This is a genomic window from uncultured Phyllobacterium sp. (genome assembly GCF_902479695.1).
In the GTDB taxonomy this organism is placed as follows: Bacteria; Pseudomonadota; Alphaproteobacteria; order Rhizobiales; family Rhizobiaceae; genus Phyllobacterium; species Phyllobacterium calauticae.
In genome coordinates, this window is the sequence record NZ_CABSQF010000059.1 from 1 (window position 1) to 26,499 (window position 26,499).

25 protein-coding genes and 1 riboswitch are annotated in these 26,499 nt (G+C 60.9%); of the genes, 18 read left to right on the forward strand and 7 right to left on the reverse strand.

Annotation, left to right across the window (positions count from 1 at the left end; translation table 11 throughout):
• Positions 1 to 204: 204 nt before the first annotated feature.
• The 3 genes from metA to RDL77_RS22515 form a co-directional block, all read right to left on the reverse strand.
• Positions 205 to 1,128, reverse strand: coding sequence for a homoserine O-succinyltransferase (metA, locus tag RDL77_RS22505; protein WP_288194781.1), 924 nt, complete (start codon positions 1,126 to 1,128; stop codon positions 205 to 207).
• Between the two features lie 31 nt (positions 1,129 to 1,159).
• Positions 1,160 to 1,237: riboswitch (SAM riboswitch) on the reverse strand.
• A gap of 93 nt (positions 1,238 to 1,330) precedes the next feature.
• Entirely contained in the window at positions 1,331 to 1,948 is a 618-nt protein-coding gene (locus RDL77_RS22510) for a glutathione S-transferase family protein (RefSeq protein ID WP_288194782.1), read from the reverse strand.
• An 87-nt stretch (positions 1,949 to 2,035) separates the two neighbouring features.
• Positions 2,036 to 3,199 carry a dihydrodipicolinate synthase family protein gene (locus tag RDL77_RS22515; RefSeq protein ID WP_288194783.1) on the reverse strand — a complete coding sequence of 388 codons (1,164 nt, stop codon included), beginning with the start codon at positions 3,197 to 3,199 and terminating at the stop codon, positions 2,036 to 2,038.
• Positions 3,200 to 3,450: 251 nt separating this feature from the next.
• Between RDL77_RS22515 and RDL77_RS22520 the strand changes: the two genes are divergently transcribed.
• From RDL77_RS22520 to RDL77_RS22575, 12 genes are all read left to right on the forward strand, one after another.
• Positions 3,451 to 4,494 carry a LacI family DNA-binding transcriptional regulator gene (locus RDL77_RS22520; protein ID WP_288194784.1) on the forward strand — a complete coding sequence of 348 codons (1,044 nt, stop codon included), beginning with the start codon at positions 3,451 to 3,453 and terminating at the stop codon, positions 4,492 to 4,494.
• Positions 4,491 to 5,492 carry a Gfo/Idh/MocA family protein gene (locus RDL77_RS22525; protein WP_288194785.1) on the forward strand — a complete coding sequence of 334 codons (1,002 nt, stop codon included), beginning with the start codon at positions 4,491 to 4,493 and terminating at the stop codon, positions 5,490 to 5,492. The genes RDL77_RS22520 and RDL77_RS22525 overlap by 4 nt, the downstream gene beginning before the upstream one ends.
• 17 nt (positions 5,493 to 5,509) lie before the next feature.
• Positions 5,510 to 7,111, forward strand: coding sequence for an acyl CoA:acetate/3-ketoacid CoA transferase (locus RDL77_RS22530; RefSeq protein ID WP_288194786.1), 1,602 nt, complete (start codon positions 5,510 to 5,512; stop codon positions 7,109 to 7,111).
• Entirely contained in the window at positions 7,104 to 7,883 is a 780-nt protein-coding gene (locus RDL77_RS22535) for an enoyl-CoA hydratase/isomerase family protein (protein ID WP_288194787.1), read from the forward strand. The genes RDL77_RS22530 and RDL77_RS22535 overlap by 8 nt, the downstream gene beginning before the upstream one ends.
• A complete protein-coding gene (locus RDL77_RS22540; protein ID WP_288194788.1) occupies positions 7,883 to 9,391 on the forward strand; it encodes an aldehyde dehydrogenase family protein in 1,509 nt (502 codons plus the stop codon). The genes RDL77_RS22535 and RDL77_RS22540 overlap by 1 nt, the downstream gene beginning before the upstream one ends.
• Positions 9,392 to 9,498: 107 nt before the next feature.
• On the forward strand, positions 9,499 to 10,746 hold the full coding sequence (locus RDL77_RS22545; protein ID WP_223612347.1) for an ABC transporter substrate-binding protein: 1,248 nt from the start codon (positions 9,499 to 9,501) through the stop codon (positions 10,744 to 10,746).
• A 94-nt stretch (positions 10,747 to 10,840) separates the two neighbouring features.
• The gene (locus tag RDL77_RS22550; RefSeq protein WP_105733954.1) at positions 10,841 to 11,719 is read left to right on the forward strand and encodes a carbohydrate ABC transporter permease; all 879 of its coding nucleotides are present in this window, start codon (positions 10,841 to 10,843) and stop codon (positions 11,717 to 11,719) included.
• Positions 11,716 to 12,597 (forward strand): carbohydrate ABC transporter permease, encoded by an 882-nt coding sequence (locus RDL77_RS22555; protein WP_288194789.1) that lies wholly within the window; start codon positions 11,716 to 11,718, stop codon positions 12,595 to 12,597. Before RDL77_RS22550 ends, RDL77_RS22555 begins: the two co-directional genes overlap by 4 nt.
• 4 nt (positions 12,598 to 12,601) lie before the next feature.
• A complete protein-coding gene (locus RDL77_RS22560; RefSeq protein ID WP_223612345.1) occupies positions 12,602 to 13,720 on the forward strand; it encodes an ABC transporter ATP-binding protein in 1,119 nt (372 codons plus the stop codon).
• 13 nt (positions 13,721 to 13,733) lie between these two features.
• A complete protein-coding gene (locus RDL77_RS22565; protein WP_288194790.1) occupies positions 13,734 to 15,257 on the forward strand; it encodes a GMC oxidoreductase in 1,524 nt (507 codons plus the stop codon).
• Entirely contained in the window at positions 15,257 to 16,033 is a 777-nt protein-coding gene (locus RDL77_RS22570) for a 3-ketoacyl-ACP reductase (RefSeq protein WP_288194791.1), read from the forward strand. The genes RDL77_RS22565 and RDL77_RS22570 overlap by 1 nt, the downstream gene beginning before the upstream one ends.
• A gap of 190 nt (positions 16,034 to 16,223) precedes the next feature.
• Entirely contained in the window at positions 16,224 to 17,903 is a 1,680-nt protein-coding gene (locus RDL77_RS22575; RefSeq protein WP_288194792.1) for a GMC family oxidoreductase, read from the forward strand.
• Between the two features lie 54 nt (positions 17,904 to 17,957).
• Here the strand turns inward: RDL77_RS22575 and RDL77_RS22580 are convergent, their stop codons facing one another.
• Entirely contained in the window at positions 17,958 to 18,215 is a 258-nt protein-coding gene (locus tag RDL77_RS22580; protein WP_105733947.1) for a DUF982 domain-containing protein, read from the reverse strand.
• 158 nt (positions 18,216 to 18,373) lie between these two features.
• The gene (locus RDL77_RS22585) at positions 18,374 to 19,348 is read right to left on the reverse strand and encodes a LysR substrate-binding domain-containing protein (RefSeq protein ID WP_288194793.1); all 975 of its coding nucleotides are present in this window, start codon (positions 19,346 to 19,348) and stop codon (positions 18,374 to 18,376) included.
• Positions 19,349 to 19,413: 65 nt separating this feature from the next.
• On the opposite strand from RDL77_RS22585, the gene argH reads away from it, so the two are divergent.
• The 5 genes from argH to RDL77_RS22610 all read left to right on the forward strand — a co-directional run bounded on the left by argH (position 19,414) and on the right by RDL77_RS22610 (position 23,959).
• On the forward strand, positions 19,414 to 20,853 hold the full coding sequence (gene argH / locus RDL77_RS22590; protein WP_288194794.1) for an argininosuccinate lyase: 1,440 nt from the start codon (positions 19,414 to 19,416) through the stop codon (positions 20,851 to 20,853).
• Positions 20,854 to 20,858: 5 nt separating this feature from the next.
• Positions 20,859 to 21,758, forward strand: coding sequence for an amino acid ABC transporter permease (locus RDL77_RS22595; RefSeq protein ID WP_288194795.1), 900 nt, complete (start codon positions 20,859 to 20,861; stop codon positions 21,756 to 21,758).
• Between the two features lie 2 nt (positions 21,759 to 21,760).
• Positions 21,761 to 22,525: an amino acid ABC transporter ATP-binding protein gene (locus RDL77_RS22600; protein WP_288194796.1), complete on the forward strand. Its 765-nt coding sequence runs from the start codon at positions 21,761 to 21,763 to the stop codon at positions 22,523 to 22,525.
• Between the two features lie 59 nt (positions 22,526 to 22,584).
• Entirely contained in the window at positions 22,585 to 23,406 is an 822-nt protein-coding gene (locus RDL77_RS22605; RefSeq protein WP_288194800.1) for an ABC transporter substrate-binding protein, read from the forward strand.
• Positions 23,407 to 23,485: 79 nt separating this feature from the next.
• The gene (locus tag RDL77_RS22610; RefSeq protein WP_288194797.1) at positions 23,486 to 23,959 is read left to right on the forward strand and encodes a GNAT family N-acetyltransferase; all 474 of its coding nucleotides are present in this window, start codon (positions 23,486 to 23,488) and stop codon (positions 23,957 to 23,959) included.
• A gap of 11 nt (positions 23,960 to 23,970) precedes the next feature.
• Here RDL77_RS22610 and RDL77_RS22615 read toward each other — a convergent pair whose 3' ends face one another.
• Positions 23,971 to 25,242, reverse strand: a complete 1,272-nt coding sequence (locus RDL77_RS22615; RefSeq protein ID WP_288194798.1) for a multidrug efflux MFS transporter — start codon at positions 25,240 to 25,242, stop codon at positions 23,971 to 23,973.
• Between the two features lie 264 nt (positions 25,243 to 25,506).
• On the opposite strand from RDL77_RS22615, the gene RDL77_RS22620 reads away from it, so the two are divergent.
• On the forward strand, positions 25,507 to 25,935 hold the full coding sequence (locus RDL77_RS22620; RefSeq protein WP_374042785.1) for a DUF4864 domain-containing protein: 429 nt from the start codon (positions 25,507 to 25,509) through the stop codon (positions 25,933 to 25,935).
• A 12-nt stretch (positions 25,936 to 25,947) separates the two neighbouring features.
• Here RDL77_RS22620 and RDL77_RS22625 read toward each other — a convergent pair whose 3' ends face one another.
• Entirely contained in the window at positions 25,948 to 26,373 is a 426-nt protein-coding gene (locus tag RDL77_RS22625; protein WP_288194799.1) for an AprI/Inh family metalloprotease inhibitor, read from the reverse strand.
• Between the last annotated feature and the right edge of the window lie 126 nt (positions 26,374 to 26,499).

Sequence of the window (26,499 nt, forward strand, 5' to 3'; positions counted from 1 at the left end):
CGCGCAGGAGTGGGCGATGACCGCACAGGATGTCCTGTGGCGGCGCACCAAGGTCGGCCTGCATGTGACCGACGCCCAGGCCGACGCCCTCGAAACCTTCATGGCCAAAACCGTCCAGCGCCGATCGGATACCGTGCCGCAATAGGCTCCACGCTGCCCTATCCAGCGGTGAAGGGCGGGCGGCCGTGCTGGCCCGGCCTTCGTTTATCGGGATTTTCCGATTGAACCGATATCAAAGGGTGTCGTTTGATAAATTTCGTTTATCCAGTTGGACAGGAGCAAATGCGCATGCGAGCGCCAGCGATTGGGCGGCGGCCTTGATGTGTCGTCATCGGGGAAATAGTTGAACGGCAGGTTGATCGGTATCCCGGCCTGAATATCGCGGAAATACTCATCGGCCAGCGAACCGGAATCATATTCGAGATGGTCGAGCACATAAAGGCGGCGATACCGCGGATCTTCGACAATGCAGGCTCCCTTCTCCTCCGAATGTGCCAGCAGCCTCAGTTCCGGCCGCGCAAGAATGTCCGCCGGCCGCACTTCGGCCCAGCGTGATATCGGAATGGCGAAATCGTCGGAAAAACCGTTGAGATAGGGCGACGCTGTTTTCAGGATTCTCTGGCTGTAGACACCGAATGCTTTTTCGCCAAGCGCATGCTTCGGCACGCCGTGGAAATGATGAAGCGCCGCCATCGCCCCCCAGCAGACGTTCATGGTGGAATGGACGTTGGTTTGCGTCCACTCCAGGATATCGCGCATTTCCGGCCAGTAGCTGACATCCTCGAACGGGATTGTCTCGACGGGGGTTCCGGTAATGATGAAACCGTCGAACGTGCGGTGCTGCGCCTTTTCCCACGTCTGATAAAAGGCGCTGAGATGGTCTTCGGGCGTATTCTTCGGCTTGTAGCTGCCGACGGTCACCAGCGAAAGTTCGATCTGCAGCGGCGAAGCGCCAAGCAGGCGCGCGATCTGCAATTCTGTCTTGATCTTGTTGGGCATCAGGTTCAGCAGCCCGATCTGGAGCGGGCGGATATCCTGACGGATAGCCACGGCTTCCGTCATCACGCGTACGCCCTCGCTTACCAAAGTATCGAAGGCGGGCAGTTTATCAGGAATCTTGATAGGCATCACGGTCACCAAAAAAAGCCGATAGATCGCTTCCGGTCCGCACGCGGCCCTTTAGCGAGTTTTTTAACGTGGCTGCAAGCCGGCCGGCCAAATCACCACGGGTTCTTCAATACTGGATGCTTGTGCAAATAGCTATCGGATTCAAATGCGGCGGGCTGTCGCTCGCCGCATGGGCCAGATGCGACAGTGTTTCACTGCCGCCTCAATCGTGCGTTTCACCGGAAAAAGCGGTCGCCTGCATCGATGGCCGCCGGCAATAGCCGGCATACCACGCGGCAAGGCGCGGGCGTCCCTCGGCAAACGGATAGACGTTGCGAAACGCGATCCAGTCGAGCGTTGTCGCCAGGGCGATCTCGCCGATGCGCGGCAGGCCCTCGAGGGATGCTTCCTTCTCGGCGAAATCGCAGGCCGCGATGATTTTCTGCAACTGGGCATCGCGCATGGTCGGCCAGCGCAAAGGCTCCGGCCGCCGCTCGGTTTCCCAGCGCACCACGATGCCGGAATCGGCAATGCCCTGCGCCGCCGCCTGCAGGCGCAGTGTTTCCCAGCGTGCTTTCCCGTCTGACGGGATGAGGGCGGAGCCACCGGGAAGCGTACTGAGATAGTCCGCTATGGCAACCGAATCGAACAGCGCAAAGCCATCCTCGCCGATCAGCACCGGAACCTTTCCCAGCGGGTTGAGCGCATAGACTGCCTCATTGCGCCGGGTTGGGCTGGTTTCGTGGTGGATGACCTCGACCCTGTCCGCCAGACCGATTTCGTGAATGGCGACCAGTATCTTGCGGGCGTAGGGCGAGTGTGTCTGGTAAAGCAGCTTCATGGGGAATCCCGGATGATGGAGCGAGTCGGCACGGACAATCGCCCGGCAGGCCCGCGGGATCAAGAGGACTCCAGCAGAAGCCGGATATCAGAGACCGTATAGCTGAAGCAGGCTCTTCATGCGGCTTGTGGCAAGTTCCGGCCTGTCGAGAACATTGGCCTGATCGGCCAGCCGGAAAATATCGGCATAGTGAACGATACCGCGCGCCGACTGCATGCCGGCGGGCATGGTGAAATGGCTCTGGTGACCATTGAGCCAGGCCAGGAAAACCACTCCCGCCTTGTAATACTGTGTCGGGGCTTCGAAGATTTTGCGGGACAGCGGCACGGTGGGTTCGATCACCGCGCGGAAGGCCGTCGTCTCGCCCTTTGCCAGCAGCGCCAGTGCCTTCGAGGCCTGCGGCGCGACCGCATCGAAAATGCCGAGCAAGGCGTGGCTGTACCGGGCGCCGTCGCCCTCGATCAGTTCGGCATAGTTGAAATCATCGCCGGTAAAGCACAGGACACCCTCGGGCAGCCGGTTGCGCAGGGCAATTTCCCTGGTGTTGTCGAGCAGCGAGATCTTGATGCCTTCGACCTTGTCCCTGTTGTCATTGATGATGGCAAGCACGGTTTCCAATGCGTCGTCGAAGGCATGGGAGCCCCAGTAGCCGGCGAGTTGCGGATCGAACATGTCACCGAGCCAGTGCAGGACGACCTTGTTGCGCGTCTGGCGCAGGATTTCGCCGTAGACGGCCCGGTAGTCATCCGGGGATTTTGCCACTTTGGCGAGCGCCCGGCTGGCCATCATCACGGCCCGGCCGCCCTCAGCCTCGACAAAGCCGATCTGCGTTTCATAGGCGGCGATCACGTCTGCGAGGCTGCGGGTGTCTTCCGGGGCCAGTTGGTCGGTCCCCGCACCGCAGGCAAGGTCGGCCCCCGGCACGCTGCGCGCCTCGGCGAGCGAGCGGCGGATCAGTTCCTGCGCGCCTGCCCAATCCAGCCCCATGCCGCGCTGGGCCGTGTCCATGGCTTCGGCGATCTTGAACCCGAGTGACCAGAGATGATGGCGAAAGGCCATGGTGGCATCCCAGTTGATGGCGGGCGAACCCCAGGGAGCGCTGTCCCGAAGCGGATCTGACACCACATGGGCGGCCGCGTAGGCGATACGGCTGAAGGATGGCGGAGCATCCGGCCGCGCTGTCGGCTCGCCGGAAAGGCGGTGGGCTGAAAGTGTGCCATCGGCGGCGGGCAGGTTCAGAACTAGGCTCATCATATCGCTCCCGGTCGTATGAAGGGCTTTGTAATTTGGAACGTTCCAAAAAACAAGAGGAAAAAATCCGAGCCTTTGCGTAGCCAAAAATAAACAGCCGCCAGCTGAGCGAGCTAAAATGAGCAAAAAGTCACCGTAAATCATGGTTTCCTGTGCTGTCCTGACGATGTATCCTGATAGTCCTTGATTTTTCCTGCTTGACATATTTGGAACGTTCCAATTATATCCATCGTCTGACTGGGAGGAAGACCGTGAGCCGAAGCCGGACAACCGTTGTGGATATTGCGCATGCCGCCGGCGTGTCGAAATCCACCGTGTCCCTGGTTCTGCAGGGCAGTCCGCTGGTCAATGAAAAGACCCGTGAGAAGGTCAACAGTGTCATCGCCGATCTCGGCTATGTCTATAATCGCGGTGCGGCCAACCTGCGCCAGGCGCGCTCGAAAATCGTCGGCATCGTGGTCAATGACCTCACCAACAGCTTCTTCGCCGAACTCGCCGTCGGCATGGATATGGTCGTTCAGTCGGCGGGCTACGTGCAGTTCCTCGCCCATAGTGGCGAGAGTGTCGACCGCCAGCGCGAAGTTATTGCGTCCATGCGGGAAAACGGCATTGCCGGGATGATCCTGTCACCGGCGCGTGGCACCGAGGCGGCGGATATCAAGCCGTTGATCGACAGCGGTATTCCGGTGGTGGTCGTGGTGCGCAATCTGCCGGGGGCCAAGGTCTCCACCTTGCTTTCCGACAATTATACCGGCGCGAAGGCCGCCGTGCGTCATCTGGTTGCCCTTGGCCACACGCGCATCGGCTTCATGGGCGGCTTTCTCGATACCGCGGTTTTTGCCGAGCGGTTGCGCGGTTATCGCGATGCCCTGCAGGAAGCGGACATTGCCGTCGATGAGGCGCTGATCATCCATTCGGCGCCGTCCCGCGCCGGTGGTGTTGCCGCTGTGGAGCGCATGATGCTCCATCCCGATCGGGCAACGGCGGCGCTGTGCCTCAATGATGCGGTGGCCTTCGGTGTCTGCGATGGTTTGCGGGCCGTCGGCATCGAGCCCGGCAAGGGTTTTGGCGTGATCGGTTTCGACGACGTGATCGAGGCCAAGACCGCCGTCCCGGCGCTGACAACCGTTTCGGTCGACCCGCAGGGCATGGGCCAGCGCGCGGCCCAGCTCCTGCTCAAGCAGATCAATGCCGGCGGCAATGAACAGGAATCGCTGGTGACATCCGTGCGCCTTGTGGTGCGGCAAAGCTGCGGTGCGCCGGTCAGGAACAATCATCTGGAGGAAATGGCATGACGCGGTGGGGATTGATCGGAGCAAGCACGATTGCGCATGAATGGGTGATCGATGCGATCCGTGCCGAAGGCGGCGAGATCGTTTCCGTCATGAGCACCAGTGCCGAGCGTGGCCGGAAATATGCTGCCGATCACGGCATTGCCAAATCCGTTACATCCCTCGATGCGCTGGTCGGCGATCAGGATGTCGATGCGGTCTACATCTCGACCACCAATGAACTGCACAGGGATCAGGTGCTCGCGGCCGCAGCTGCGGGAAAGCATGTGCTGTGCGAAAAGCCGCTGGCCATGAGCCTTGCGGATGCGCGGGCCATGGTTGACGCCTGCCGTGTGGCCGGTGTGGTGCTTGGCACCAATCATCATCTGCGCAATGCCGCGAGCCACACAGCCATGCGCGATGCCATTGCTGCCGGCAGCATCGGCACGCCGCTCGCCGCCCGGGTCTTCCATGCGGTCTATCTGCCGCCGCACCTGCAGGGCTGGCGGCTTGACAAGCCGGAAGCCGGCGGCGGCGTCATTCTGGATATCACCGTGCATGACACGGATACACTGCGCTATGTGCTGGGCGACGATCCCGTCGAGGCGGTTGCTGCCAGCCAGATCGGCGGCCTTGGCAAGGCAGGCCTTGCCGATGGCGTCATGGGCGTGCTGCGCTTCAAGTCGGGCCTGATTGCCCAGTTCCATGATGGTTTCACCACGAAATATGCCGAAACCGGCTTCGAGGTGCACGGCTCCGAAGGCTCGCTGGTCGGCCGCAATGTCATGACGCAGAAGCCGGTCGGCACCGTCACCCTGCGCAATGCCGAGGGTGAAACCGAGCTCAAGCTCGACCACCGGAACCTCTACGAAACCGGCATTGCCAAATTCCATGCCGCCATCCTCGGCAAGGGGCAGCCGCCGGCAACGGGTGAAGACGGTGTCTGGTCGCTTGCCGCCGGTCTTGCGGTCACCGAGGCCGCCCGCACCGGCACCGCGCAGACAATCAATCCAGGTCTTTGAAGAGAACGACACCAGGCATGAGCAAGCACATAACCCCTGAAGAGGCGGCAGGCCTCATCCCCGACGCAGCGATCGTTTCGGTCTCGTCGTCGAGCGGCCTTGGCTGCCCCGATCTGATGCTGAAAGCCATCGGCGCGCGTTTCGATGCCACGGGCCATCCGCGCGATCTGACCACGCTGCATCCCATTGCGGCGGGTGACATGAGCGGCATCAAAGGCATCGATTACATCGCCAAGAAGGGGCTGCTCAAGCGCATTCTCGGCGGCTCCTACCCTTCCGGGCCATCGACCGCCGAACCGCCGCTGATCTGGCAGATGATCGGCAATGACGAGGTGGCTGCCTACAATATTCCCTCCGGCATCCTGTTCGACATGCACCGCGAGGCGGCGGCCAAGCGTCCGGGCGTTCTGACCAAGGTCGGGCTCGATACATTCGTCGACCCGGACCGCCAGGGCTGCGCCATGAATGCTTCGGCCGCCCGCGAGCCGGTGGTCCGCAAGATCGAGTTTGAGGGCGAAGAGTGGCTGTTCTTCAAACCCGTTATCCCGCAGGTCGCCATCATCCGCGCCACCACGGCCGATGAGCGCGGTAATCTGACCTATGAGCATGAGGGCGCATACCTCGGCGGCTTCGATCAGGCTTTGGCCGTGCGCAACAATGGCGGCATCGTCATTGCGCAGGTCAAGCGCATCACCAAGAGCGGTTCGCTCAAGCCGCATGATGTGCGCGTTCCCGGCATTCTCGTTGACTATGTCGTCGTCGACCCCGACCAGAAACAGACAACGCAGACCGTCTACGACCCGGCCATCTCAGGTGAAATCTTCCATCCGCTCGACGATTTCGCCCTGCCGGATTTCAACATCCAGAAGGTGATTGCCCGCCGTGTCGCGACGGAGCTTGAGGCAGGCAGCGCCGTCAATCTCGGTTTTGGCATCTCCGCCAATGTCCCGCGCATCCTGCTCGAAGAGGGCCTGCATGGGGCTGTGACATGGGTGATCGAGCAGGGGCCGGTCGGCGGTATCCCGCTTCTCGATTTTGCCTTTGGCTGCGCCTCCAACGCCGAAGCCTTCGTGCCGTCGCCGCACCAGTTCACCTATTTCCAGGGCGCGGGTTTTGATGCCTCGCTGTTGTCCTTCCTCGAGATCGACAAATCCGGCTCGGTCAACGTGTCCAAGCTCAGCTTCCGCCCGCATGTGACGGCCGGTGCCGGCGGTTTCGTCGATATCACCGCGCGGGCCCGCAAGATCGTCTTCTCCGGCATGTTCAATGCCGGTGCGAAGGTGCATGTGGCCGATGGCAGGCTGGTCATCGAGAAGGAAGGCAAGCTGAAGAAACTGGTCAACGAAGTCGAGCACGTCACCTTTTCCGGCCGCCGTGCCGTGGAGCAGGGGCAGGACATTACCTATGTCACCGAGCGCTGCGTCATGGTCCTGCGCCCGGAAGGCATCGTGCTTACCGAGATTGCACCGGGTGTCGATCTCCAGACCCAGATTCTCGATCAGTCGGAATTCCCGCTCATCGTTGCCGGCGATCTGAAACTGATGGCGGCAGAGCTCTTTGCCGAAGGGCCTTTCGGCTTGAAGCTGCCGCAGAAACCGGAAAGGACGCTCCATGGCTGAGCCCCGCATCACGGTTGACTTCAACGGGCCTGTCGCAACCATCACCGTGTCGCGCCCGGAAAAACTCAACGCTTTCGATATTGCCATGCTGAAGGAACTTTCGGCCGCGTGCGACGAATTGGAGGCCAATGCCGATATTCGCGTCGCCATCCTGACCGGCGCCGGCAAAGCCTTTTCCGCAGGCGGCGACATCAAGGCCTGGGCGGCGATGACGCCGAACGAATTCGGTCACGCCTGGGTTCGTTTCGGGCATCGCGTGTTCGAGCGTCTGGCGACGTTGCGCGTGCCATTGATTGCCGCGCTCAACGGCCATGCGCTGGGCGGCGGGCTCGAACTTGCCGCTGCTGCCGATATTCGCATTGCCGAGACGCATATCCGCATCGGTCTGCCGGAGACGGGCCTCGGCATGGTGCCGGGCTGGTCGGGAACGCAGCGGCTTGTCCGCCGGTTCGGGGCACAGGCTGTCCGCCGCATGGCGCTGGGCGGTGAAATCTTCAGCGCGACCGAAGCCGCCACGCTCGGGATCGTCGACCATGTGGTGGAAACCGGTGCCGCCGTCACCGCGGCCCAGGCCTATGCGGAGCGGATCGCCAGGCGCGGACCGGCTGCGGTGGAAGTGGCGAAACTGATGATTGCGTCGGCTAACGGCGAAGACAATGGCACGGCGGTCGAAGCCCTCGGCTCGATCCTCGTCGCCAAAACAGCGGACCTGAAAGAAGGTGTTTCGGCCTTCGCCGAAAAGCGTGAGCCCGTGTTCAAGGGAGAATGGTAATGACGGTTCTGATGCGGCCACAAGCGCTCGACAATTTCAAGGTGCGCGAATTCCGGATGCTGATCGACGGCAAATGGACCGATGGTGCAGAGGGCGGCGTGATCGAGCGCAAGAGCCCCGGCCATGGTGTCGTGGTCTCGCGCTATCAGGCGGGTACGAAAGCCGATGCGGAGCGCGCCATCCGTGCTGCCCGCAATGCTTTCGACAACGGCCCGTGGTCGCGCATGACCGGTGCCGAACGCTCGAATATCCTGCTCAAGGCGGCTGATCTGATTGCCGCACGTTCCGACGAACTTGCCTATCTCGACTGCATCGAATCCGGCAAACCAATTTCGCAGGCCAAGGGCGAGCTGGGCGGCGCGGTCGATATCTGGCGCTATGCCGCCGCGCTCGGCCGCGATCTGCATGGTGAAAGCTACAACACGCTGGGCGACGGCACGCTGGGTGTGGTCCTGCGTGAGGCGATCGGTGTCATCTCCATCATCACGCCGTGGAATTTCCCCTTCCTCATCGTCAGCCAGAAACTGCCCTTTGCCCTGGCCGCCGGCTGCACGGCCGTCGTCAAGCCGTCCGAACTGACCTCGGGATCGACGCTCGTTCTCGGTGAAATCCTCATGGAAGCCGGTGTTCCCGCCGGTGTCGTCAACATCCTTGCCGGCACGGGCGCCGAGGTCGGCGCACCGATGACCACCCATCCGGATGTCGATATGGTCTCGTTCACAGGCTCGACCCTTGTCGGCAAGCTGACGATGGCCAATGCCGCCCAGACGCTGAAAAAGGTCTCGCTGGAACTTGGCGGCAAGAATCCGCAGATCGTTTTCCCCGATGCCAATCTCGATGATTTCATCGATGCGGCGGTGTTCGGCGCCTATTTCAATGCCGGTGAATGCTGCAATGCCGGTTCACGCCTGATCGTTCATCGGGATATTGCCGATGAGGTCACGCAGCGTGTTGCCGCGCTGTCGGCCAAGGTCCGGGTTGGCGATCCGCTTGATCCGCAGACCAAGGTCGGCGCGATCATTACACCGGAACATCTGGCCAAGATCGACACCTATGTGCGCAATGCCGCATCGGCGGGCGCTGCCGGTTCCCATGGCGGGACGCCGCTGGGTCTCGGCCTTGGGCAGTATATGAGCCCGACCATTCTTTCGGCGGTGCAGCCGGATATGGCCGTCGCGCGTGAAGAAGTGTTTGGTCCTGTGCTTTCCGTGCTAACATTCGAAACGATGGAAGACGCCATCCGGATTGCCAATTCCATCGACTACGGCCTGTCGGCAGGCGTATGGAGCCGCGATTTCGATACGTGCCTGACGGTAGGCCGCCGGGTACGTGCCGGGACCATCTGGATGAACACGTTCATGGATGGTGCAGCGGAGCTGCCGTTCGGCGGTTATCGCCAGTCTGGCCTTGGTCGTGAACTGGGCCGTCATGCGGTCGAGGACTACACCGAGACCAAGACCCTGAACATGCACATGGGGCGGAGGACATTACTTTGGGCGTCGAATTAAATCGATTGTATTCGCCATTCGGCTTATTGTATGAATGAGGCAGGCTGAGGGATAACTGAGGTCTAGGGTAGTGGGAATTTTATCTTTTTTTCCTTGGGAGGAATGAAATGAATAAGTTGATGAATACGGTTGCTGCGGCAGCCATGCTGCTCGGCACGGCCACGATGGCCCGCGCTGCCGAAAACGTCGAAGTCCTGCATTGGTGGACATCCGGCGGTGAGGCGACAGCGCTGGAAGTCCTGAAGAAGGATCTGGAAAAGAAGGGCATCACCTGGTCCGACATGCCTGTTGCCGGTGGTGGCGGTACGGAAGCCATGACCGTTCTGCGCGCCCGCGTCACCGGCGGCAACCCTCCGACAGCCGTGCAGGCCTTGGGCTTCGACATCACCGACTGGGCCAAGCAGGGCGTTCTTGCCAACCTTGACGATGTCGCATCGAAGGAAAAGTGGGCCGACGTTATTCCCGGCGCGCTGCAGAACTTCTCCAAATATGACGGTCACTGGATCGCCGCACCGGTCAACGTCCACTCCACCAACTGGATGTGGATCAACAAGGCTGCACTCGACAAGGCTGGCGGCAAGGAACCCAAGAATTGGGACGAACTGATTGCCCTTCTCGACAACTTCAAGAAGCAGGGCATCACACCGATCGCCCACGGCGGTCAGCCATGGCAGGACGCGACGATTTTCGACGCGGTCGTGCTGTCGCTCGGCAATGACTTCTACAAGGCGGCTTTCATCGATCTCGATCCCAAGGCTTTGGGCGGCGCGAAGATGAAGGAAGCGTTTGACCGCATGACCAAGCTGCGCTCCTATGTGGATAACAACTTCTCCGGTCGCGACTGGAACCTTGCCTCCACCATGGTTATCGAAGGCAAGGCCGGCGTGCAGTTCATGGGCGATTGGGCCAAGGGCGAGTTCGTCAAGGCCAAGAAGGAGCCAGGCAAGGACTTCGTTTGCATGCGCTTCCCGGGCACCCAGGGTTCGGTCACGTTCAACTCTGATCAGTTCCTGTTCTTCAAGAAGAGCGATGCTGAGCACAAGTCGCAGCTCGTCATGGCATCGTCCATCGAGAGCCCGACCTTCCAGTCCGCTTTCAATGTCGTGAAGGGTTCAGCTCCGGCACGTACCGATGTGTCCGATGCAGCCTTCGATGCCTGCGGCAAGAAGGCGATCAAGGATCTTGCTGAAGCCAACAAGGCCGGCACGCTCTACGGTTCCATGGCCCATGGCTATGCGGTTCCGGCCGCCATCAAGAATGCGATCTATGACGTGGTTACCCGCGAATTCAACGGTGACCTGACATCAGACGCAGCGGTCAAGGAACTCGTTTCCGCCGTGGACGCTGCCAAGTAAGCGCGCTCCTTCTGTCCGGGGCGCAAAGCCCCGGACAGGTTCCCGTGAACATGCACGGCAATGACCAGAACTTAAGAGTTGAAGGGGTGAGGCTATGGATACCCGCAGCCGCATACAGGACTTGATACCCAAACTGGTGTTGGGGCCGAGTTTTCTGATTGTCCTGATCTTCGTCTATGGCTTTATCATCTATACGGGCGTCCTGTCGTTCACCGACAGCAAGATGCTGCCGTCCTTTGGTTTTGTCGGACTGGAGAATTACCGCAAATTGTGGGCTTTGCCGCATTGGTGGCGAGCCATCACCAATCTGGGTATTTTTGCCTCGCTCTATATCATCATCTGCACCGTCATCGGGCTTGGCCTTGCCATCCTGCTGGATCAGAAGATCCGCATCGAAGGTTTCCTGCGGCCGATCTACCTCTATCCTATGGCGCTGTCGTTCATCGTGACCGGTGTTGCCTGGAAATGGTTCCTCGATCCCGGCATCGGCCTTGAGAACACCATGCACCAGTGGGGCTGGACCAGTTTCGCCTTCAACTGGATCAAGGATTCCAAGATGGCGATCTATACGGTGGTGATCGCCGCCGTCTGGCAGTCCTCCGGCTTCGTCATGGCCATGTTCCTTGCCGGACTGCGCGGCGTCGACAACGAGATTATCAAGGCGGCACAGATCGACGGCGCCTCGACGGCCATGATCTATCGCCGCATCATCATTCCGCTGATGCGTCCGGTTTTCCTGTCGGCCTTTGTCGTGCTCGCCCATCTCGCCATCAAGGCGTATGACCTGGTGATCGCGCTGACCGGCGGCGGCCCCGGACAGGCAACCGAACTGCCTGCGACCTTCATGTATTCCTATACGTTTACACGCAATTCCATGGGCATCGGCGCGTCCTCGGCCATCATCATGCTGATCACCATTTTCGCGATCATCATTCCCTATCTCTATTCTGAAGTCAGGGGAGGCAGCAAATGAGCGCTCCGAGTCCGGACAATGCCATCTCCAGCGGCAAGATGACCCGCGTCCTTATCTATATCGCCCTGCTGGTCTTCGCCTTTTACTACCTTTTGCCGCTCTACGTCATGGTGGTGAATTCGCTGAAGACCCTTGATGAAATCCGTCAGGGTGGCATGCTGTCGCCGCCGCATGAATGGACCATCGAGCCCTGGCTTGCGGCCTGGTCCACGGCCCAGATCGGCGTGCAGCCGACAGGTTTGAAGCCTTACTTCATCAACTCGATCATCATGGTCATCCCGGCCGTGGCGATTTCAACGGTGCTGGGCGCGCTGAACGGCTATGTGCTGACGAAGTGGCGGTTCCGCGGCTCGAACGTCATGTTCGGCATGCTGCTGCTCGGCTGCTTCATTCCGTTCCAGATCGTCCTCATACCGATGGCGCGGGTTCTCGGCGCTCTCGGAATGGCCGGCACCATTCAGGGCCTGATTTTCGTGCACGTGATCTACGGTCTCGGTTTCACCACGCTGTATTTCCGCAACTACTACGAAGCATTCCCGACGGAGCTGGTCCGCGCTGCGCAGATCGACGGCGCCAGCTTCTTCCAGATTTTCTGGCGCATCCTGCTGCCGTCGTCGGGTCCGATCATCGTGGTGTCCGTCATCTGGCAGTTCACCAACATCTGGAACGACTTCCTGTTCGGCGCCTCGTTCTCGGGGTTCAGCAGCACGCCGATGACGGTCGCGCTCAACAACCTGGTGAACTCGTCGACGGGCGTGAAGGAATACAACGTGCATTTCGCCGGCGCGATCCTCGCCGCACTGCCAACTCTTATCGTCTACATCGTTTCCGGGCGCTACTTCGTCCGTGGACTTATGTCCGGCGCCGTGAAGGGATAACCCAATGTCATTTCTCCAGATCAAGAACCTGCATAAATCCTATGGCAATGTCCCGATCCTGAAGGACATCAATATCGAGATCGACGAGGGTGGCTTTCTCGTCCTCGTCGGCCCTTCCGGCTGCGGCAAGTCCACCCTGCTCAACACCATTGCCGGGCTCGAACCGATCAGTTCCGGCGACATTTCGATCAAGGGCAAATCGATCAGCGGCCTGCACCCGTCCAAGCGCGATATCGCCATGGTGTTCCAGTCCTATGCGCTTTATCCGAACATGACCGTTGGCGGAAACATCGCCTTCGGCATGGAAATCCGCGGCGTGCCGAAAGACGAGCGTGAGAAGGCCATCAAGCAGGTTGCCGACATGCTGCAGATCGGCCATCTGCTCGACCGCAAGCCGAGCCAGCTGTCCGGCGGCCAGCGCCAGCGCGTTGCCATGGGCCGGGCGCTCGTGCGCAACCCGCAGGTGTTCCTGTTCGATGAGCCGCTGTCCAATCTCGATGCCAAGCTGCGCGTCGACATGCGCACCGAGATCAAGCGCCTGCACCAGCGGATGAAAACCACGATCGTCTATGTGACGCACGACCAGATCGAGGCGATGACGCTGGCCACCAAGATCGCCGTGCTCAAGGACGGCATCCTGCAGCAATTCGGCACCCCGGCGGAAATCTACAACAATCCGACCAACCTGTTTGTCGCCGACTTCATGGGCTCGCCGGCCATGAACCTGCTCAAGGCGAAAATCGAGGGCGGTGCTTCGGATTTGAGCGTCGTGCTCGACCGGCCCGATTCCTCGCCGTTGCGGTTGCCGATCAAGAAGACCAACAGCGCGCTGGTGGGCCATTCCGGCAAGGATGTGATTTTCGGCATCCGTCCGGAAGCCCTGACCGATCCCGATGGGGCAGACCGCAATGCGAGTTCGCTGGTGGAAGGCGAGTGCCTGATCGACGTGGTCGAACCAGCGGGGTCCGATACCTTCGCCGTGACCAGGCTTGGCAGCAAGGAAGTGGTGGCGCGCCTGCGTGCCGACGCCCAGATCCTGCCGGGGCAGAAGACACAGCTGGCGTTCAATCTCGACAAGGCCGTGTTCTTCGATCCGCAATCGCAGCTGCGTATCGGCGCCTGACGATCACGATGTCATGAACGCCGCGTCGCAACGAAGCCAATCCCCCGATATTGTCATCATCGGTTCGGGGATTGGCGGGTCGACTATTGCCGCCGGTCTGGCGGGATCGGGAGCAGACATCCTGATCCTGGAGGCGGGTGGTCATTTGCCCGACCGTCCGGAGAACCGCGATCCGCGCGCGATCTTCCAGAAGGGTTTCTTCCGCCCGGATGAAAGCTGGTACGATGCGGACGGCAAGGCGTTCAATCCCGGCAATTACTACAATGTCGGCGGCAATTCGAAGTTCTATGGCGCGGTGCTGACGCGTTACCGGGCCGAGGACTTTGCCGAGATGCGGCATCTCGAGGGGGTCTCACCCGCCTGGCCGTTTGCCTATGACGAGCTGGAGCCGTGGTACGGCAAGGCGGAGGCGCTCTATGAGGTGCGCGGAAGCCAAGGCGAAGACCCGACGGAACCGCATCATTCGACGCCCTACGGCTTTCCCCCCGTGCCGGACGAGGAACCCATCGGTATCCTGCGCAGGCGGCTGCGTGTTGCCGGTGTCCATCCGTTTTCCCTGCCGCTCGGCGTCGATATCGATACATGGATGTCCCACGGCAGGACGCCCTGGGATGCACACCCCAACAGCTTCAACGGCAAGATGGATGCGGAGACCACTGCCCTTGCCCAGGCATTGAAGCATGGCAATATCCGCCTGCAGACCAATTCGCGCGTCACGCGGCTCGAGACAGCTGCAGACGGAAAATCGATTGCCGCCGTGCATTACGTCAGGGATGGCGTACCTGCTGTTCTCAAACCCAAACTGGTGATCCTCTCGGCAGGCGCCGTTCAATCCGCGGTGCTTCTGTTGCGTTCGGCTGACAGCCGCAATCCCGCCGGTCTTGCCAACCGCTCGGATCAGGTCGGCCGCAACTTCATGAATCACAACCTGTCGGCGGTCATCGGGTTCGATCCGCGCTTCCGCAATGATTCCATCTATCAGAAGACGTTCGGCTTCAATGATTTCTACCTGTCCGACGGCGAGGGTGGTGCACCGCTCGGCAATGTGCAATTGCTCGGGCGGATCAGCGGGCCCGTGCTGAAGTCGGACCTCAAGCTCGTACCTGAATGGATTCTCAACCGGTTCTGCAATCATACGGTGGATTTCCTCGCCATGAGCGAGGATGTGCCGAAACCGGAGAGCCGCGTTCGCGTCGACGATGACAGGATTATTCTCGAATGGGTGCGCAGCAACTGGCCGGCACATCAGAAACTGGTCGCCCGGATCAAGTCGGTGCTGCGGGCCGCCGGATTTCCCCTCGTTCTGTCCAAGGCCTTTGACCGCAAGACCCCGTCGCATCAATGCGGCACGGTGCGGATGGGCACCGACCCGGCGCAGGCACCGCTGGATGTCCATTGCCGCGCCTTCGACCACCCGAACCTGTTTGTCGTCGATGCCGCCTTCCTGCCGACATCAGCCGCGGTCAACCCGGCGCTGACCATCGCCGCACAGGCGCTGCGCGTCGCCGATCACATCATTGCCGGGGAGCTTGCATGATGAGTATCCAGCACAAACCCGTCGCCCTGGTTACCGGCGCCCGGCGCGGCATCGGCCTTGGTATTGCCACGGCGCTTGCCGCCAGGGGATTTGATCTGGCGATCACCGACCTCGTGCGGGATGAAGCGGCTGATGCCGCTGTTTCAGCACTGGAATCACTCGGCGTAAAAGTACGGTTTATCGAGGCGGATCTGGCTGAACTTTCCAATCACGCGCAAACCGTCGGCGCCGTCGTGGCAGCATTCGGCCGGATTGATTGTCTGGTCAACAATGCCGGCATCGGTTCGAAAGTGCGTGGTGATTTCCTCGATCTTGAGCCGGCAAACTACAATGCGATCTTTGATATCAATGTGCGGGGAACCGTGTTCTTCACCCAGGCGGTGCTGCGGGCCATGCTTGGCCGCACCGATGGGGGGGCCGCCCGTACGATCGTCAACATCACATCGGTTTCCGCGGAGATGACCTCGCCGGAACGTCTCGATTACTGCATGACCAAGGCGGCACTGGCGTCGTTCACGCAAGGGCTGGCCGTGCGGCTTGCGGAAGAGGGGATCAGCGTTTTCGACGTGCGTCCCGGCATCATCCGCTCCGACATGACGGTCGTTGCCGCAGCCAAGTACGACAAACGCATCGCCGAAGGACTCGTGCCGATGAAGCGCTGGGGTGAGCCGGATGATCTCGGCCGCATCGTTGCGGCGCTGGCCGGCGGCGATTTCAACTTTGCCACAGGCTCGATCATCAACGCGGATGGCGCCCTTTCGATCAATCGACTTTAGCAGGTTGCAAAACATGAATTTCACCCCCCTCTGTCCTGCCGGACATCTCCCCCACAAGGGGGGAGATCAGCTGTCAGTTTCGTTTCATTTCGCCTTGCATCGCTGTTCAAGATGCAAAAACGTCAATGCCGATGTGATCTCCCCCCTTGTGGGAGAGATGGGCGGCCGCCCAGAGGGGGGTGCCTGAGTCATGGCAAACTCAACCCAAAAATCATCCTCCTACGATTACATCATCACCGGTGCCGGCCCTGCGGGGTGTGTGCTTGCCAATCGCCTCAGCGAGGACCCCGAGGTAAAGGTCCTGCTGCTCGAGGCCGGCGGCGGCGACTGGAATCCGCTGTTCCACATGCCGGCCGGCTTTGCCAAGATGACCAAGGGTGTCGCCAGTTGGGGCTGGTCGACCGTGCCACAGAAGCACATGAAGAACCGCGTGCTGCGCTATACGCAGGCCAAGGTCATCGGTGGCGGGTCCAGCATCAACGCACAGCTTTATACGCGCGGTAATGCAACCGATTACGACCTGTGGGCCTCGGAAGATGGCTGTGGGGGTTGGAGCTACCGCGACGTGCTGCCCTACTTCAAGCGTGCCGAAGACAATCAGCGCTTTGCCGATGACTACCATTCCTATGGCGGGCCGCTGGGTGTTTCCATGCCGGTGGCGACACTGCCGATCTGCGATGCCTATATCCGGGCCGGGCAGGAACTCGGCATTCCCTACAATCATGATTTCAACGGCAGGCAGCAGGCCGGTGTCGGTTTCTACCAGCTGACCCAGCGCGATCGCCGCCGCTCATCGGCCTCGATGGCCTATCTTGCCCCGGTCAAGGGCCGCAAGAACCTGACGGTCCGCATGGGCGCGCAGGTGACAAAAATCGTGGTGGAGAACGGCCGGGCCGTCGGTGTTGAAATCGCCAAAGGCAACGCCCGCGAGATCATCCGCGCCGAGCGGGAAGTGCTGGTCAGTTCCGGCGCCATCGGCTCGCCGAAACTGCTGCTGCAGTCGGGTATCGGCGCGGCGGATCACCTGCGGAAAACCGGCGTTCCCGTCGTGCATAACCTGCCCGGTGTCGGCGAGAACATGCAGGATCATCTGGATCTGTTCGTGATTTCCGAATGCACCGGCGATCACACCTATGACGGCGTCGCCAAGCTGCACCGCACCCTGTGGGCCGGGCTGCAATATGTGCTGTTCCGCTCCGGTCCTGTCGCGTCCAGCCTGTTTGAAACAGGCGGTTTCTGGTACGCCGATCCCGACGCCCGTTCGCCTGACATTCAGTTCCATCTCGGACTGGGGTCGGGCATCGAGGCGGGTGTCGAACGGCTGAAGAATGCTGGTGTCACCCTGAATTCGGCCTATCTGCATCCGCGGTCGCGCGGCACGGTGCGGCTGCAATCGGCCGATCCAATGGCCGCGCCGCTGATCGATCCCAACTATTGGAGCGATCCGCACGACCGCAAGATGTCGATCGAAGGATTGAAACTTGCGCGCGAAATCATGAACCAGGCGGCACTGAAGCCCTTCGTCATGGCGGAACGCCTGCCGGGGCCGAAGTACAATTCGGACGAGGAATTGTTCGATTATGGTTGCGCCAATGCCAAGACCGATCACCATCCGGTCGGCACCTGCAGGATGGGCACCGATTCCATGGCCGTTGTCGGCCTCGACCTGAAGGTGCATGGGCTGGAGGGGCTGCGTGTCTGCGACAGCTCCGTCATGCCGCGGGTTCCCTCGTGCAACACCAATGCACCGACCATCATGATGGGCGAAAAGGGCGCCGATATCATCCGCAAGCTCGCGCCGCTGCCGCCCGCTGTGTTCAGCCATGAGCTGAATGAAAAACGCCCGCGGGCGCGGGCGGATATTCGCTGATATCGGAGAATGGGCGCCGCCGGAGCATATGGGTCCCGGCGTCGCCCGCTCCGGTTACTGACGCAGCCTCGTATCAAGAAACACCCCGGCATCGCGCGCGGCGCTGATAAAGGCATGACGCGCCTTGTGGGCGGGTTTCCACCCGTCCAGGGCATCGAGACAGGCCTGCAATGCGCGGCGATAGCTCGCGCCGGTCTTCGACGGCCAGTAGCGCTGCAGGCACTCCATCGCTTCCCAGACACTGGTGATGGCCCTTTGGCCCGTAGCGCCCAGTTTGACCATGACCGGTATGGGAAAACGCTTGTCGTTCATCACTTCCTCCCTGAGTATTCTGATGAGCATGGCATGCTGTTTGGCAATGCCAGACTAGACGAGGAAATGCGTCGGGAGTCCGTCCGGTTCCATGACAAGTTGATTAAATATTTTTGAATGGGATGGGCCCTGAAAACACGCAGGTTTGATCGGCCGGATCACCGCATGTCGGACGGCATGGAGCTGACTTCCCGAAGCAGCCAGTCAAGGAATATGCGCATGGCCGGTCGTTGCGGACGGTCCTGCGGACAGGTCAGCCAATAGGCGTGGCGGCTGACGAACCCAAAGCCTTGCGGATTGACGAGCTTGCCGCTGGCCAGCTCGTCGGCGATCAGGCCGCGCGGCACCAGTGCCAGCCCCTGTCCCGCAATTGCCGCCCGGATGACCAGCGCATAGAAGCCGAAATGCGTGATACGGTCCGGCGCGAAATCGGTGATGCGCTGCGCTTCGGCAAACTCCTCCCAGCGCAGGGGCGTGTGCTTGTGGTGGAGCAGCGGAAACGCGCCGATGTCGCCGGGATGCCGGATGCCGCCAAGCCGGGCAATGAAGTGCGGCGCACCGACGAGCGCCACCTCGCGGCCAAAGAGGTAGTGGTTGTCCTGATCGGGCCAATCGCCTTCGCCGAAACGAAACGCAGCATCCGCCTGGTTGATCAGATCATTGTTGGCAAAGGTCGACAGTTCAACATTGATGTCCGGATGCGCTTCGGCGAAGCTGGCAAAGCGCGGGATCAGCCAGCGGTCGCCCATGATCGGCAGGATGTGCAGCTTGATGGCATTGGGCGACGATCCCAATGCGGCAACCCGCAAGGCCGCATTCTCCATGGCGCCAAGCGCGATGCGGGCTTCGACCACATAAATCCTGCCCGCTTCCGTGGTCGAGAGGCCGTAGGGGGTACGGACAAACAGCGGAACGCCGGCCAGGGCTTCCAGCGCCAGCAATTGCTTGCTGACGGCACTCTGCGTCATGTTCAATGCCTTGGCGCAGGCCGTCGTGCTGCCATGTTCGGCAATCGCCGCAATGACCTGCAATGCCCGTGTGGACGGATATATCCGGCCGGATACCATCGCCTTCGCCTCGCTGGTTCTTTGGAACAGAGGGTATTCCTTTTTGGAATGGATATGCGAATTCATTTCGTTTGTCGTGTCAAAAACACAACCATAAGCTTCCAACAACGAGAAAAAGGGGAATAAATGCCATGACCGAGCAGTCCGTCCGTTTGTGGGGGGCGCGTTTCAGGACGAGCCCATCACCTGAGCTGACAGCGCTTTCCCGTTCGGAAAGCAGCTATTTCCGGCTTGTCCCGTATGACCTGACCTCGTCGCTGTCCCATGCGCGGGAACTGGTGCGCGCCGGGATTTTGACCGAGGCCGAAACGGAAACGGTTTTCGCGGCAATCAAGGGCATCGGCGCCGACTACGCGGCCGGCGCGATCGAGCCATCCGCTGCCGATGAAGATATTCATACATTCCTGGAGCGGGTTCTGGGCGAACGCATCGGTGCGCTCGGCGGCAAGCTGCGGGCGGGCCGTTCCCGCAATGATCAGGCCGCCAACGACCTGAAGCTTTATCTGCGCGATGTGGCGCGCGGGCTCGGTGCGGATATTCTTCTCCTGCAGCAGGCGCTGACCGGCCAGGCGGAAGCCCACGTGACGACGCTCACCGCGGGTTTCACCCATTTGCAGCCGGCCCAGCCCATCAGCTTTGCCCATCAGCTGCTGGCCCATGCCCAGACCTTTGCCCGCGATCTTGACCGGCTGCGCGATTGGGACAGGCGCGCGGCACGCTCGCCGCTCGGAGCGGCTGCCATGGCTGGTTCAAGCATCGCCGTGCAGCCGGAGCTGTCGGCGCACGAGCTTGGCTATGACGCGCCGTGCGAAAACTCCATCGATGCGGTGGGCAGCCGCGACCATGTGGCGGAATTCCTCTTTGTAACAGCCATGTTCGGCGTGCACCTGTCGCGTCTTGCCGAGGAGCTTTTCCTGTGGTCCTCGCGCCAGTTCCGCTGGATCGAAATGGATGATGGCTATGCCACCGGCTCGTCGATCATGCCGCAGAAGAAGAACTGTGATATCGCCGAACTGACGCGCGGCCGTGCTTCCCGGCTGATCGGCAGCCTGACGACGATGCTCGTCGCCCTCAAGGGGCTGCCCTTCGCCTATAACCGTGACCTTGCCGAGGACAAGCATGCCGCCTTCGATACGATCGATGCCCTGACGCTCGTCGTACCCGCCATGGCCGGCCTGATCCGGACCATGCGCGTCAACACCGATATCATGCGCAGGCAGTCGGTCGACGGCTTTACACTGGCAACCGAGGTCGCCGACTGGCTGGCCAAGACAGGCGTGCCCTTCTCCGAGGCGCACGAAATCACCGGTGCGCTGGTGCGTTCCTGTGAAGACAGGAATATCGGCCTTGAGGATGTGAGCGACGATGACCTTGCCGCCGTCGATGTCAGGCTGCTGCCGTCGATCCGGTCAAGCCTGTCGCCGCAGGCGGCCGTCGACGCGCGCAAGGGCTATGGCGGAACGGCCCCGGATCGGGTTCGCGAGCAGATCGTCAGGCTCAAAACCGTGTTGGAATCGCAGCGGGAGTGGCTATCCTCCTATGCGAGCCCGACAGCGGCTTTGAAAGGATGAGTACGATGGCCAATATCGAACACACGGTTTCCGTCCCGCCTGCCAAATATTCCATTGCGCACCTGAAGCACCAGCCCCGGCGCCACTATGGCCGCTGGCTGGCCGCCGCCCTGATCATTCTGGTGCTGGCCATGATCGTCAAGGCTTTTGCCCAGGGCCAGATTGCCTGGCCGGTGGTCGGCCAGTTCTTCACCGCACCGGCCATTCTCGCCGGTCTGTGGAACACCATCCTCATGACGATCTGTGCCATGGCCCTCGGGCTGGTGCTCGGCGTCGTCTTTGCCATCATGATCATGTCGCCCAATCCGGTGCTGAAATATGTGGCGGTTTTCTACATCTGGTTTTTCCGGGGAACGCCGCTGCTGCTGCAATTGCTGCTCTGGTTCAATCTCGCCCTGATCTTTCCGACACTCGGCATTCCCGGCCTGTTCGAAATGCGCACCGTCGATTTCATGACGCCGTTCATGGCGACGCTGCTCGGCCTTGGCATCAATCAGGGCGCCTACACCGCCGAAGTCGTTCGCGGCGGCATCCTGTCCGTCGACAACGGCCAGATCGAAGCCGCCAAGGTCATCGGCATGACCCGGCTGACCATGCTGCGCCGTATCGTGCTGCCGCAGGCCATGCGCGTGATCATTCCGCCTGTCGGCAATGAAGTTATCAGCATGGTCAAGCTGACCTCGGTTGCCAGTGTCATCCAGTACGCGGAAATCCTGCGTAATGCACAGGCCGTGTACTACGCCAACAACCGCGTCATGGAACTGCTGATCGTTTCGGCCATCTGGTATCTGGCGGTTGTGACCATTCTTTCCATCGGCCAGCATCTCCTCGAGAAGCACTACTCGAAAAGCCTGGGGCGCCGGACCGGCAAGCGCACCGAACCTGCCGCAGCGGAAGGAGTCTGAACATGTCAGCCATGGTCGTAGCGGTAGACGTCAACAAGTATTTCGGGCCGTTTCACGCGTTGCAGAACGTGTCACTTGAAATCAGTCACGGCGAAGTCCTGTGTATCATCGGGCCTTCGGGCTCCGGCAAAAGCACGCTCCTGCGTTGTGTCAACCAGCTGGAGCGCATCGACTCCGGCGCCATCTGGGTCGACGACGAACTGGTCGGCTTTCGCCAGGAGGGCAACAAGCTCTATGAACTGACCGATGCGGAGATTTCGCGCCAGCGCCTGGCAAGCGGCATGGTGTTCCAGCGGTTCAACCTTTTCGCCCATATGACGGTGCTGGAAAACATCGTCGAAGGGCCGGTTATCGTCCAGAAGCGTGCGAAAAGCAGCGTCATCCCGGAAGCCATGGCTTTGCTCGAACGGGTCGGTCTGGCCGACAAGAAGGATGCCTATCCCAGCGAACTTTCCGGCGGGCAGCAGCAGCGCATCGCCATTGCCCGCGCCCTCGCCATGCAGCCCAAACTGATGCTGTTCGACGAGCCGACATCGGCGCTCGATCCGGAACTGGTTGGCGACGTGCTGAGTGTCATGCGCGATCTCGCCACCAGTGGCATGACGATGATCGTGGTCACGCACGAACTCGGTTTCGCCCGCGAGGTTGCGCACCGGGTGGTGTTCATGGACCGCGGCCGGATTGTCGAGACCGGAACCCCGCATGACATCCTCAGCAGCCCGAAAGAAAAACGCACACAGGACTTCATCGCAGCGGTGTTGTCCTGAGCCGAACTGAAATCAACAGGCCGGAAGAACCGGCCAGAGAGGAACCAGACATGAAAACCATGACACGGCTTGCAATTCTCGGTGGAGCGCTGGCATTCAGCTTTTCTGCCATGGCACAGGACCTTCCGGCCCGCATCAAGGATGCCGGTAAACTGGTTATCGCGACCATGCCGAACTATCCGCCGATCACCTACAAGGACCCGGCCACCAATGTGCTGCAGGGTTTTGACATCGAGCTTGGCGAAGCCATCGGCAAGGAACTTGGTCTGAAAGTCGAATGGCAGGAAATCGCTTTTGCCCAGATGCTGCCGTCCCTGCAGACAGGCCGCGTCGATCTGGCGATGGCCGGCATGAGCGACAAGAAGGCCCGCCAGGAAACGGCGGACTTCGTCGATTACATGAAGTCGGGTGCGCAGTTCTACACATCCAAGGCCCTGGCCGGCGAAATCAAGTCGGTGGACGATCTTTGCGGCAAGTCGGTGGGCGCCAGCCGCTCGACGGATTGGCCCGCGCAGATCACCGCCTGGAGCGAAGCCAACTGCGTTGCCAAGGGTAAGCCCGCGATCAATGTCATGGGCACGGAAGGGTCCGCCGATGCCCGCACGCAGATCAAGAGCCAGCGTCTCCAGGCAGCGGCCCAGGGCAATGAAACCCTTCCCTACAACCAGAAGCTGGAACCCGATACTTACGTTACGCTCGGCGAGGCATTCAGCCAGTCTCTAGCCGGCATTCCGGTTCTGAAAAGCGAGACCCAATTGCGCGATGCGGTGAAAGTGGCGCTTGAAAAACTGCAGACGAATGGTACCTATGATGCACTTTTGGAAAAGTATGGTTTGAAGGCCAACAAGCTGACGCCCGTTACCATCAATGCCGGCGAATAAAGCATAGGGCCGAAGAGACGAAAGAGGCGGTTCCGGTATTGGCTGGAGCCGCCTTTGCATGGAAAGGAATGCGGGATTGATGAAAGTCAGTTTGTCCAATCCGTCGGATCACCCGCAGCTTGCGGCCCTGTTTGAGGAAATGCAGGCCCATTACAACGTGCCCTGTCCGCCGCGCGCGGAAATACTGCGCGGATTGCGGGATATGCCCGATGGGACGGAAATCCTGGTCGCCGGCACCGATGAGCTCGTTGGCTTTGCCGCGTTCTCGTCGATCTATCCGGGGCCGGGCCTGCAATCCGGCCTGTTTCTCAAGGAGCTCTTCGTTTCAAAGGCGCATCGCAGCAGTGGAGCCGGGACCTCGCTGATGCATGCACTGGCCAAACTGGCGCTGGAGCGGGGTTACAAGCGCGTCGACTGGACCGCCGACCGCAACAATCCGAAAGTCCTGGCCTTCTACAATGGTTTCAACGCGTCTCCGCTGCCGGACAAGCTATTTTACCGGATGGATGGCGAGGCGCTTGCCGCTGCCGCCAGGAAAGCCGGTAACGCGTAAGTGTTGGCTTACTAAGACTGCCGCGGCCGTACCAGCCAGCAATAGGCCGAACCGAGGGCCAGCAGCACGCAGGTTGCCAGAAACACGGCGCGCATGCCGAAATGCCCGCCGATGAAGCCGCCTGCCAAGGGGCCGATGACCTGTCCGGCATATTGCGATGATGTCGAATAGCCCAGGATGCCGCCTGCGACCCGGTCCGGAACGTTGTGCCGGATGACGCTGGTGATGCAGGGCAGAAGCCCGCCAAGCGCCAGCCCCATCAGGAACCGCAGCCCGATCAACTGCCAGCCCTCGGTCACGAAAGCCTGGGGTATCAGCAGCAAAGCCGATACGGCGAGGGCGGCAATGATCACATTCCAATGGCCGACACGGTCGGCCAGCTTGCCCAGCCGTGACGCCGACAGGATGCTGCCGAGCGCCGCCGCCGACATGACGACGCCGGAAACAATCGTCACCTTGCTGGCATCGCTGACCAGCTGCGCCACATAGACGGTGATGATCGGTTCGATCGACATGTTGGCCAGCATCAGCAGCAGGCCGGTCGCCAGCATGGCGATGATGGGGCGCTTGTCGGGAATCGCCGACCAGCCGCCCGTCACCTTGGCGCCCTTGCTCTTCGGCGGGCGCCGCTCCTCCTTGATGAAAAGACTGGTCGCGATGAAGGTCAGGAAAATCACGCCGCCTGCCAGCCAGAATGTCTGGCGGATGCCGATCAGGGGCGGCAGGCCGCCGCCGATCAGCGGACCCACCAGATTGCCCGCCATGATGCCCGACGACAGGGTGCCGAGCGCCCAGCCGGTACGCGCCTTCGGCGTCTGGGTCGCCACCAGCACGGTGGAACCGGAGGCATAGCCGCCGAGCAGTCCGGCAGCGAGACGCAGCGCCACGAGCTGCCACACGTCCGTCGCCATGCCGATCAGCGACATGGCGACGGCCATGCCGAGGCTCGCGCGAATGAGCATCAGCTTGCGGCCATAAAGATCGGCGAGGCGCCCCCAGAGCGGCGCGACGAGGGCCGCGGTGAAAAAGGTGGCGCCATAGGCCACGCCTGACCATTGCACGATTGCCGCGTGTTCCTTGACGCCCAGCTGTTCGACATAGAGCGGCAGGAAGGGCAGAAGCAGCGTCATGGCCACGATCGTCGTGAACGATCCGATGAGGCAGACGACAAGGTTCTGGCGCCAATAGCGCGATTCAGTCTCGGACTCACCGGCAATGGCCGGAGCGGGCGCAGCGGTCACGGTTGTACCGCCCGTGCCATGCTGTTGATCAGGTGTATTCATGGAAACATGTTTTCGCGGCAGGGGGGCTGCCGTGCCTCTCACTCTTTCGAGCACCGAACTCGCTTGCACTGTTTCACCGCAGCCGGCCAATAGCAATCGCCCGACCGGCTTGAAGTGGCAACAAGTCGCAATCACCAGGATTCGCAGTAAAGTGATCCATTACCATGACCGCCACGTATTGCAGCGGAAGAACCGGACAGTGGACTTCATCCGCAAGAGGTCTATCCTGTCGGCTGGTTGTCCCGGCAGATGCAAGGAGACGGCATGATGAAGACATTTCCCGCTTATATCATTTTCGGCCTGTTCCTGTTGATCGCCATGCCGGGCGCGGCGATGGCCGATGAACCGCTTGATACGGGACAGTCGATCATCAGGAAGCAGATCGCCGCCTTTCTCAGTGACGATGCGGCAACCGCCTATTCCTTCGCCTCGCCGGCCATTCAGGGCAAGTTCGTCAATCAGGACATGTTTTTCGAGATGGTCAAGCGGGCCTACCAGCCCGTATACCGGCCGGGCAATTTTGCCTTCGGCCGCAGCAAGGTGTCGGATAGCGAGATCGTGCAGGAAGTCGTCATCCGCGGTCCCGACGGCAAGGACTGGACGGCGCTGTACCAGTTGACGAAACAGCCCGACGGCAGCTGGAAGATCAATGCCGTCCGCATGATGCAGGCCGCGCCCGGACCCGAAATCTGAGCGTCCGGCCGCTCATTCGCCAGCCAGTTGCTCGATGGTGAATATGCCGTCCGTCTGCGGCTGCGCAATGTAGGTCTCGTCCGGTGTCTCGAAGGTGATGCGCGTCTTGCGCGTCGCGTCGACGAGTTCGATGGTCCAGTTTTCCTTCAGCCGCCACGCGGTGATGTCGCCCATGACGGGAAATGCCTTGACGCAGGCCGGATCAATATCGATCTGCGAGCCGCCAATGGTCTCGTCCCGTTTGAGCGTCACCTTGCACAGCCTGTTGCCGCCTTCGTCGCGGATCTGCCATGGGCCAAAAAAGCTTTCGAGCAGATCGGGATCGACGGCATCCATATCCATCGGTTTGAGATCTTCAGCCAGTGCCGCCGTTACCGGCAGGATGGCCATGAGAAAAAGCGAGGCAACCGTGTTCCGCATGATGATCAGACCTGTCACTGTTTCCTGTATATCGGCAAATCTACCCGCAATTCTCCCGCCGGAAAACCGCCAAGGCGGTGATTGGGAGCCACGGCGGAGTTTGACTGACCGGCTGAAGCGACAGGCCGCGCAGTGAACGATTGC